Source organism: Lachnoclostridium sp. An181 (assembly GCF_002160325.1).
Taxonomy (GTDB): domain Bacteria; phylum Bacillota; class Clostridia; order Lachnospirales; family Lachnospiraceae; genus An181.
Genome location: NZ_NFKJ01000034.1, coordinates 1 through 7,866, shown reverse-complemented (window position 1 = coordinate 7,866; position 7,866 = coordinate 1). Strand labels below are relative to the sequence as shown.

At 43.3% G+C, this 7,866-nt stretch carries 10 protein-coding genes and 1 pseudogene; 2 read left to right on the top strand and 9 right to left on the bottom strand.

Annotation, left to right across the window (positions count from 1 at the left end; all coding sequences use genetic code 11):
- From B5F18_RS12850 to B5F18_RS12020, 9 genes and pseudogenes are all read right to left on the bottom strand, one after another.
- The coding region (locus B5F18_RS12850; protein WP_275532842.1) for a carboxypeptidase regulatory-like domain-containing protein at positions 1 to 478 on the bottom strand (478 nt) is incomplete at its 3' end.
- A 53-nt stretch (positions 479 to 531) separates the two neighbouring features.
- Positions 532 to 618, bottom strand: a pseudogene (locus B5F18_RS12845) (hypothetical protein); the annotation flags it as partial.
- 504 nt (positions 619 to 1,122) lie between these two features.
- Positions 1,123 to 1,545, bottom strand: a complete 423-nt coding sequence (locus B5F18_RS12050; RefSeq protein WP_087157893.1) for an ACT domain-containing protein — start codon at positions 1,543 to 1,545, stop codon at positions 1,123 to 1,125.
- A 19-nt stretch (positions 1,546 to 1,564) separates the two neighbouring features.
- Positions 1,565 to 2,869 carry a phenylacetate--CoA ligase family protein gene (locus B5F18_RS12045; protein WP_087157892.1) on the bottom strand — a complete coding sequence of 435 codons (1,305 nt, stop codon included), beginning with the start codon at positions 2,867 to 2,869 and terminating at the stop codon, positions 1,565 to 1,567.
- Between the two features lie 302 nt (positions 2,870 to 3,171).
- A complete protein-coding gene (locus B5F18_RS12040; RefSeq protein ID WP_087157891.1) occupies positions 3,172 to 3,792 on the bottom strand; it encodes a manganese catalase family protein in 621 nt (206 codons plus the stop codon).
- A gap of 1 nt (position 3,793) precedes the next feature.
- The gene (locus B5F18_RS12035) at positions 3,794 to 4,060 is read right to left on the bottom strand and encodes a spore coat protein CotJB (RefSeq protein WP_087157890.1); all 267 of its coding nucleotides are present in this window, start codon (positions 4,058 to 4,060) and stop codon (positions 3,794 to 3,796) included.
- Positions 4,057 to 4,302 (bottom strand): spore coat associated protein CotJA, encoded by a 246-nt coding sequence (locus tag B5F18_RS12030; RefSeq protein WP_087157889.1) that lies wholly within the window; start codon positions 4,300 to 4,302, stop codon positions 4,057 to 4,059. Before B5F18_RS12030 ends, B5F18_RS12035 begins: the two co-directional genes overlap by 4 nt.
- Positions 4,303 to 4,366: 64 nt before the next feature.
- Positions 4,367 to 4,702 carry a sporulation initiation factor Spo0A C-terminal domain-containing protein gene (locus B5F18_RS12025; protein ID WP_087157888.1) on the bottom strand — a complete coding sequence of 112 codons (336 nt, stop codon included), beginning with the start codon at positions 4,700 to 4,702 and terminating at the stop codon, positions 4,367 to 4,369.
- Between the two features lie 205 nt (positions 4,703 to 4,907).
- A complete protein-coding gene (locus B5F18_RS12020) occupies positions 4,908 to 6,209 on the bottom strand; it encodes a S1C family serine protease (RefSeq protein ID WP_087157887.1) in 1,302 nt (433 codons plus the stop codon).
- 181 nt (positions 6,210 to 6,390) lie between these two features.
- On the opposite strand from B5F18_RS12020, the gene B5F18_RS12015 reads away from it, so the two are divergent.
- Together B5F18_RS12015 and B5F18_RS12635 are read left to right on the top strand one after the other, a co-directional pair.
- Positions 6,391 to 7,542 (top strand): IS91 family transposase, encoded by a 1,152-nt coding sequence (locus B5F18_RS12015; protein ID WP_087157895.1) that lies wholly within the window; start codon positions 6,391 to 6,393, stop codon positions 7,540 to 7,542.
- A 40-nt stretch (positions 7,543 to 7,582) separates the two neighbouring features.
- Complete coding sequence (locus B5F18_RS12635; protein ID WP_204217118.1) at positions 7,583 to 7,759, top strand: hypothetical protein; 177 nt, start codon at positions 7,583 to 7,585, stop codon at positions 7,757 to 7,759.
- Positions 7,760 to 7,866: the final 107 nt, after the last annotated feature.

Genomic DNA, 7,866 nt, shown 5'->3' with positions numbered 1-7,866 from the left:
CCTGGCCGTTTCCGATCACATATCCGCCTTTTTTTACAGTGATATCATAGGTGCCATCTGCAAGCGCCATCATGTATGTACCGTCTGCTGCTGTTGTTGTTGTCTGATCGCCGGCTTTTACTTGTGCACCTTCCACAGGAGCACCGCTCTCGTCCACAACTTTACCTGTAACCTGGTAGGTTGCCACTTCTGCCTGGCCTGTGTAGTGGATATCCTTCAGATAGACGTCTGACGGTGTTCCGGACCATCCGCCCACTTTGATGGCAATCTTGTCCGTAAGATCCGTAAGGCTGCTAAAATCTTCTTCAAATGCCTTCTGTCCGTCAACTGTCAATGTCAATTTTTTGTCAGCTGTCCAATCCAGGCGGAATGTTGTCTCTGTGTTCTGGGCAGGTGCTGCCACTCTGCCTCCTTGATACCAGTCCCCGCTGCCGCCCTGATATTTCTGCCAGAACCAGCCGTTTGTATTGTATCGTATCCTACAAACATTCCGTTTCCTGCGTCTTTGTAACCAAGATAGATGCCAAATCTTGTGTTTGCAGCTGTGGTACCGCTCTTCATGGTCGCCTCAAAGTATCCGTCCTTTGTAAAATCAAAGGTATTCGGATTTACAAACATTGCCGGCAAAGGATTGCTTGTACCATCTGTCGTCCCGTTTCCATTTCCGGTGGACGCTTTCAGATGCAGCCATCCGTCTTCTACTGCATTGACTGTGTCCTGCCCTTTTACAGTAGTCTCATCCTGTGTCCACGCATCATTGATGCCGTCCTGCAGTGCCTTTGTCTCTTTAGAAACTCCGTCCTCTGCCTGAACTTTCAAAGATGTGTAGCCTAATGTTCCCGCTGCCTGCGGTACTGCCATGCTTGCTACCAAGAGCATGCTGAGCACTTTTAAATTTCTCTTCTTCATAATATCTTCCTTTCTTCCAAGAGATAAAATGTCCCTTTAAAGACTGACTGTATTATACAATTAATTATATTGTTTTTCAATTACTACCCTCCCCCGTAGAATTTTCAGCATTTTTTACAAATTACACGCAAAAAAATAGTGCCGTGGACTTCAAACCACAGCACTATTACTATACCTCTAAAATTGTTCTAAATTCCGGAAATATCTTGAACGTTAAAATTCATCCTGGCAGACAGGGCGAAATCCTGACTTTGTCAACGCTTCGATCGCCTTTTCATTGTCCTCCACACGGAAAATCATATATGCCTTCCCCTTGTTTCTCGCATTGAATGCATAAGTGTATTCCAGATTGATGTTTGCTTTGCCAAGAGCATCCAGCACATGGTAAAGTCCGCCCGGTTCATCCGGTATGGCAACCGCCAGAACTTTTGTGATGGAGCAGACGTACCCCGCCTCCTTCAAGACGCAGGCTGCCCGGTACACATCGTCCACGATCACACGAAGGATCCCGAAATCCTTTGTATCCGCCACAGACAATGCCCTCATATTAATCCCATTTTCATAAAATACCTTTGCAAACTCTGCAAGCTTTCCAGGCGTATTTTCCACAAATACAGAAATCTGTTTTACGGTCATTGCTTTTCCCTCCTTATTATTAATACAAATGCCGTTTGTCAACAACTCTTTTGGCTTTTCCTTCACTTCTTTCAATGGATTTCGGGGCAACCAGTTTGACTTTTGCATAAATTCCAAGCATTGCCTTAAGTGCTCCAACCAGCTCTTTTTCCCTTTCTTCCATTCTTCCCAGAGAGTCTGAGAACATTTCCGGTGTCATTTCAACCTGGACTTCAATCGTATCGCTGTTGTTTACACGGTCAACAATGATCTGATAATTTGCGGCATACCCTTTATTCAGCAGCACTGTCTCAATCTGTGACGGGAATACATTGACTCCTTTTACGATCAGCATGTCATCACTTCTGCCCATTGGTTTGGACATCTTGACATGTGTCCTTCCGCAGGAACATTTCTCCCTGCTGAGCACGCAGATATCTCTTGTACGGTATCTTAACAGCGGGAACGCCTCCTTTGTGATACTGGTAAATACCAGCTCTCCTTTTTCCCCTTCCGGAAGCACTTCCCCTGTATTCGGATCAATGATTTCCGCTATGAAATGGTCTTCATTGATGTGCATACCTGTCTGCTCACTGCATTCAAAGGCAACTCCAGGTCCTGAAATTTCTGTCAGGCCATAGATATCATACGCCTTGATTCCAAGAGATTTTTCAATGTCCCTTCTCATCTCCTCTGTCCATGCTTCTGCTCCGAAAATACCGGCTTTCAATTTGATCTGATCTTTCAGCCCTCTCTCATTGATACTCTCTCCAAGGTAGGCTGCGTAGGAAGGTGTACAACACAAAATTGTGGAGCCCAGATCGCACATGAACTGAATTTGCCTGTCGGTGTTTCCTGAGGACATCGGCAATGTCAGTGATCCGACTTTGTGGGAACCTCCGTTGAGTCCTGGTCCTCCTGTGAAAAGTCCGTATCCATAGCATACATGGACAACATCTTCATTCGTGCCTCCTGCCGCCATAATCGCGCGCGCACAGCAGTCATCCCACAAATCCAGGTCATGCTGTGTGTAAAATGCGACAACTCTTCTTCCAGTCGTGCCACTTGTGGACTGGATCCTCACACAGTCTTTCAGTGGTTTTGCGAGCAGTCCATACGGGTATGCATCCCTTAAATCATCTTTAGTAATGAACGGAAGTTTATGTAAATCCTCTACGGACTGAATATCGTCCGGAGTCACCTGTTTTTCCTCCATCATCTTTCTGTAATACGGAACATGCTCATACACATGCCGCACCTGCTTTACAAGTCTTTCGGACTGCCATTTTTTAATCTGCTCCCTGGAAGCACATTCAATGTCCGGTTGATAATAATGCTCTGTCATTTTCTTTTTCTCTCCTTCGATAAATGTCTATATTTATAGTTTAATGATAGCATTTTCATCATTTTCCGTAAACCGAGAATTTTATCATTTTAAAGCGAGAATGCAACAAAGTCATGGAGTGATTTTTAACCCAAACTCCTGTCCATAGACTCTTAACAGCTTTTCATCAAACAGCGATAAAAAAGGGAACCATTGCCCCATAGATAATTGTTTATCTATTTTTGCAATGGCCCCGTGAAACACTCCTTATATGATTATTTATCCCATCAAATCGTAAATTTCTATGATGTTCAGAATTATATTTATTTACGTCCGCAGTTGCATGTTCCTGTATCAAATTCCGGATTGAACGCGTAGAAGTTTTTGCTGTCCAGGCGCTCCTGCACAATACGGAGACTTTCCCCGAATCTTTGATAGTGCACAATTTCTCTCTCTCTCAAAAAACGGATTGGATCACAGATCTCCGGGTCCTTGATCAGTCTCAAAATATTGTCGTATGTTGTCCTCGCCTTTTGTTCTGCAGCCATGTCTTCATGAAGGTCTGTGATCGGATCACCTTTTGACTGAAAAACGGTTGCTGTCCATGGCGTCCCCCCTGCAGACTGCGGCCAAAGCGCCAGTGTGTGGTCCACATAATATTTATCAAAACCAGACTCTTTTATCTCCTCCGGAGATAAATTTTTTGTGAGCTGATATACGATCGCACATATCATCTCCATATGGGCCAGCTCCTCTGTTCCGATGTCAGTCAGCACACCAGCCACTTCTTTATACGGCATCGTATATCTTTGGGACAGATAGCGCATGGAGGCAGCCAGCTCCCCGTCCGGTCCGCCGAACTGACTGATGATCACCTGCGCCATTTTCGGATTTGTCTGTGTTATCTTCACAGGGTACTGAAGTCTTTTTTCATAAATCCACATACTAGCACACTCCTCCCATCCAAGGCCATGGCTCTTCGGTCCAGGTCCATGTATTCTCATTACTTTCTGAAACTAAATCCACAGTGAGCGGACCATAAAGTCTTGCATACTCTTTTAATGCATCATTTCTCATTCTGCTGTATTTGCGAAAATGTTCCAGCGCCTCATTGTTATCCGGATGGGTATCAAGAAATAGTTTGGTATCGTCCACCACAAAACTGACCTCATTGATATACTGAAGCATCTCCTGTCTTGACTTATTCATCATCGGCAGCCTCCTCCCACACCATAAAACGGTTTATCCAATTCCTCAAAAATCGTTCCCCGGCAGAAAGCTTTTCCTGGCTCATATATATTCCGCCATTCCTGCCACGGGACATAGGCCATGGCAAGCACCTGTTTTTCAGACTGTCCGGCCATGTTTCTGCCTTCAGTACAGCGTGAGGTTTTCGCATATCCACGCGTATCATAGGCCATATAATTTCTCATGTTGTTTCTATAATTCTGCATCTTTTTGCCCCTTTCATCATACCTATACTTTAATAGTATGAAAGACACAAAAAAAGGGTTCCCACTATCCCTCAATTCCATTTTGCCGGCAATATGTAACAATAATATCAATAAATTCCCCTGTCGTCGGCCGAAGATTCAGAGGATACGAGGATATCTGTTTTAAAAGATCCCGATTTCCATATTCCCAACACGCTGTCACAACTGTTCTGATATTTCTCTCCACACTGTACACAGATGTATTGTACTTTTCTGCAATCGCAGGGTACAGTCCTGTAGTGATGGAGAGCAGATAAGAACTGTCTCTGACAGCAAGCAGGATGGCATAATGCAGGAAACGATATCCATAATATGTTGAGTTAATACCCAGTTCATGAATCAACCTCTCAATCCTTCCCATAACATCTCCTTTCCCATACATTGAGATAAACCACTGTTTTTCATAATATCGCATATTTCGTCAGAAATCTATTTCTTAGACATTATTCGACTTTTTTCGACGGATATTTTTTTCGACATTTTTAAACTTCAGTAAAGAGATATAATTATCTCATAAAACAGAAAACAGGTGAGAACAGCATGTTTTCACTGCTCTCACCCGTTTTTTATTTTGCCTGTTCCTGTAATGTGATCTCAACTGTTTTTTCTACATATTCACCGCTCTTATCTGGTATCTGGATCACTATCTCCACTGTCTCGCCGGCTTTATAGTACTGCATCAGATCCTGCAGGACATCCATACTTGTAACGCTTGTGCCATCAAACTTTGTGATAATACTGCCCTTTGTGATCCCTGCTTTATCTGCTGCTCCGCCTTCTGTAACTTCAGAGATGAAAACTCCTGACGGCATATTGTAAAGCTTTGAGCTTTCATTGCTGACATCCAAACCGGAAATGCCAATGTACCCTCTTTCACTTTCATCTACCTTTGACCTTGTTGTCTTGTTCATCAGGTTAGTCAGAATATCACTCACATCGGAAACCGGAATTGCATATCCCATGCCTTCCACTGCCTCGCCGGATACTTTTGCGGAATTAATCCCAATAACTTCTCCGTTTGCGTTGAGCAAAGCTCCACCGCTGTTTCCCGGATTGATCGCTGCATCTGTCTGAATATATTTGACGGAAGAATTATTTTTTGTTCCGTCACTGTTTTCTCCGCCAAGCTCTCTCTCTGTTGCACTGACAATCCCTGTTGTAACGGACTGACCATATCCAAGAGCATTTCCAATGGCAATTACAGGCTCTCCTACCTGAAGAGTTGAGGAATCCCCTAACGTAGCTACTGCGATTTCCTTACTTGTTTCTTCCGGAATATCTTTCAGAGCTACAGATATGACAGCCAGGTCTTTCTCTGCATCTGTGCCTTTAATCTGTGCCTGCACACTGTTATTATCAACAAAAGTAACCGTCAAAGTAGATGCATTTTCTACTACGTGGTTGTTAGACACGATCAATAGCTCTGTATCGTTTTGTCCGATAATGATCCCAGAACCTGTACTGGTACTTTCCTGAGGCATCACTCCGCCGAAGAATCCCTGGACTTCCTGAACACTTAAATTCGTAATAGAAACAACAGACGGCATCGCATTTTTTACAACTTCAGAGACATCGGATGCCACTGTGCTGGTGCTTTGATTCAGCTTTGTTGTCTTTGCACTGCCGGATGTCTGGGCCGTGGCAATCTGTTTATTGTTTGTTCCAAGGATTTTTCCCACCATGTAATTTGTCCCCTGAAATGCAGCTCCGCCGACCGCTCCAAAAATCACTGCGCATCCGACAAGGACTGCTGCTTTTTTCATGATCTTCTTGTGTCCTTTTTTTGGCTGCTTTTTGTTGTCCTCCGGTTCCTGTACTGGTTCCTCCGGTTGTTCATCAAACTGATAGTAATTATATTCATTATCCATATTCAGGACTCCCTTCTTTTCCTTTTCTGGATATAAGTTTAGTACAGAATTGTGATAGTTTTGTGATAAAATGATAAAAAAAATGTGTAAAAAATAGGCTTCGCCTATTCAACTCCCCTGCCCCTCATTCATGAGGGGATAGGGGGTTTTCTTTTGTTACTTTTTCTTGCATAATAGATTTATGAACATCTTACAAAGAATCTTTGCAGACCATTATGAAGAAATTAAATATACTCTTCACCCCAGAAAAACTGAGATAGAAAATATTGATAAAATGATCACCTGTGGTGACCATTCTTTTGGTGGTGCCATGTACTCTTGTCCGCACTGTGGGAACTTCAAATTCGTTCCTTTCCGCTGTCACAGCCGTTTTTGCCCTTCATGTGGCAACAAATATGCTATGGAACGCACCACCAGTATGTCTTTCAAACTCGTCAGTGTCCAACACCGCCATTGCGTTTTTACCATTGATGAGAATCTCCGTGCCTTTTTTCTTCAGGACCGTTCTCTCCTGAACTGCCTCTTCCATTCCGTCTCCAGTGTAATATCAAGGATGTTTTTCAATCTGAACCATGCCAAAAATTTTACTCCCGGCTATATCATGGTCCTTCATACTTTTGGCCGCGATCTCAAATGGAATCCCCACATTCACTGCCTCCTTTCCGAAGGCGGCTACAGTGATGATGGATTCTGGCGTCATGTAAAACACTTTAACTACAACTATCTCCGTAATGCTTTCCGTACTGCTCTTCTCAATGAACTGGAAAACAGAATCGGACCTTCTTTCAAAAAAGTAAAAGCGAAATGTTACACCCAGCATAAACAGGGCTTCTATGTCTATGCCAAACCGAATCTCTGCGATCCGAAAATAGTGGCTAAATACATCGGCCGCTATCTTGGCAGGCCAGTAATTGCTACTTCCAGGATTGACCGGTATGACGGAGATACCGTTACTTTCCACTATAACCGCCACGAAGATGAACAGTATGTGCAAGAAACTTTGCCTGTTATGGATTTCATAAAACGTCTCATCCGACACATCTCGGAAAAACATTTTAAAATGATCCGCTATGGTGGTCTGTATGCAAGGCACCGTAAGATTGATTCAAAACTGCACCTTGTCATCTCAAAAGAGAAGCACAGGATATACCGCAGCTTCGCTCAATGGAGAACTTCTATTTTTCTCTCCTTTGGATATGACCCCCTGTATTGTTCCGAGTGTAATCATAAAATGGAGTTCCTGGAACTCTATTACAACCACAAGCGCGTACCTCTCGAAGAAATGTACGAGAAAATAATGTCCAAATCTCGTGGAAAGCGTTCCTCCGCATAAAACTGTTGTGATATAATCCTCTCAAAGGAGGATGTTTACCATGAAACCAGATATTGAGGAACTGCGCAAAAAATACATAGTGAATCCACCCCAAGGAATGACATCCGCGGACATTCGCCATATGAGTGAGGATGACCTTCTAGATATGGATTATTTTCTGAATGAAGACGACCCTTTTGACGATTTGTTTGGAGAAGAAGGTTTTTATATCTTCTAAATCTAACCATCGTCCTATTGTCATGTCCATTCCCCTGTTGATTTAACATGTGTTCGATCGGCAGGGATTCTTTTTCCCCTTATCCAAAATCGAAATTTCCTATAAAA

Coding starts and splice junctions, on each gene's coding strand:
- B5F18_RS12035 (WP_087157890.1), bottom strand. CDS start 4,060: ATGATGAATAAGTCAAGACAGGAGATGCTTCAGTATATCAATGAGGTC.
- B5F18_RS12015 (WP_087157895.1), top strand. CDS start 6,391: ATGAACATCTTACAAAGAATCTTTGCAGACCATTATGAAGAAATTAAA.
- B5F18_RS12045 (WP_087157892.1), bottom strand. CDS start 2,869: ATGACAGAGCATTATTATCAACCGGACATTGAATGTGCTTCCAGGGAG.
- B5F18_RS12030 (WP_087157889.1), bottom strand. CDS start 4,302: ATGCAGAATTATAGAAACAACATGAGAAATTATATGGCCTATGATACG.
- B5F18_RS12020 (WP_087157887.1), bottom strand. CDS start 6,209: ATGGATAATGAATATAATTACTATCAGTTTGATGAACAACCGGAGGAA.
- B5F18_RS12635 (WP_204217118.1), top strand. CDS start 7,583: ATGAAACCAGATATTGAGGAACTGCGCAAAAAATACATAGTGAATCCA.
- B5F18_RS12025 (WP_087157888.1), bottom strand. CDS start 4,702: ATGGGAAGGATTGAGAGGTTGATTCATGAACTGGGTATTAACTCAACA.
- B5F18_RS12050 (WP_087157893.1), bottom strand. CDS start 1,545: ATGACCGTAAAACAGATTTCTGTATTTGTGGAAAATACGCCTGGAAAG.
- B5F18_RS12040 (WP_087157891.1), bottom strand. CDS start 3,792: ATGTGGATTTATGAAAAAAGACTTCAGTACCCTGTGAAGATAACACAG.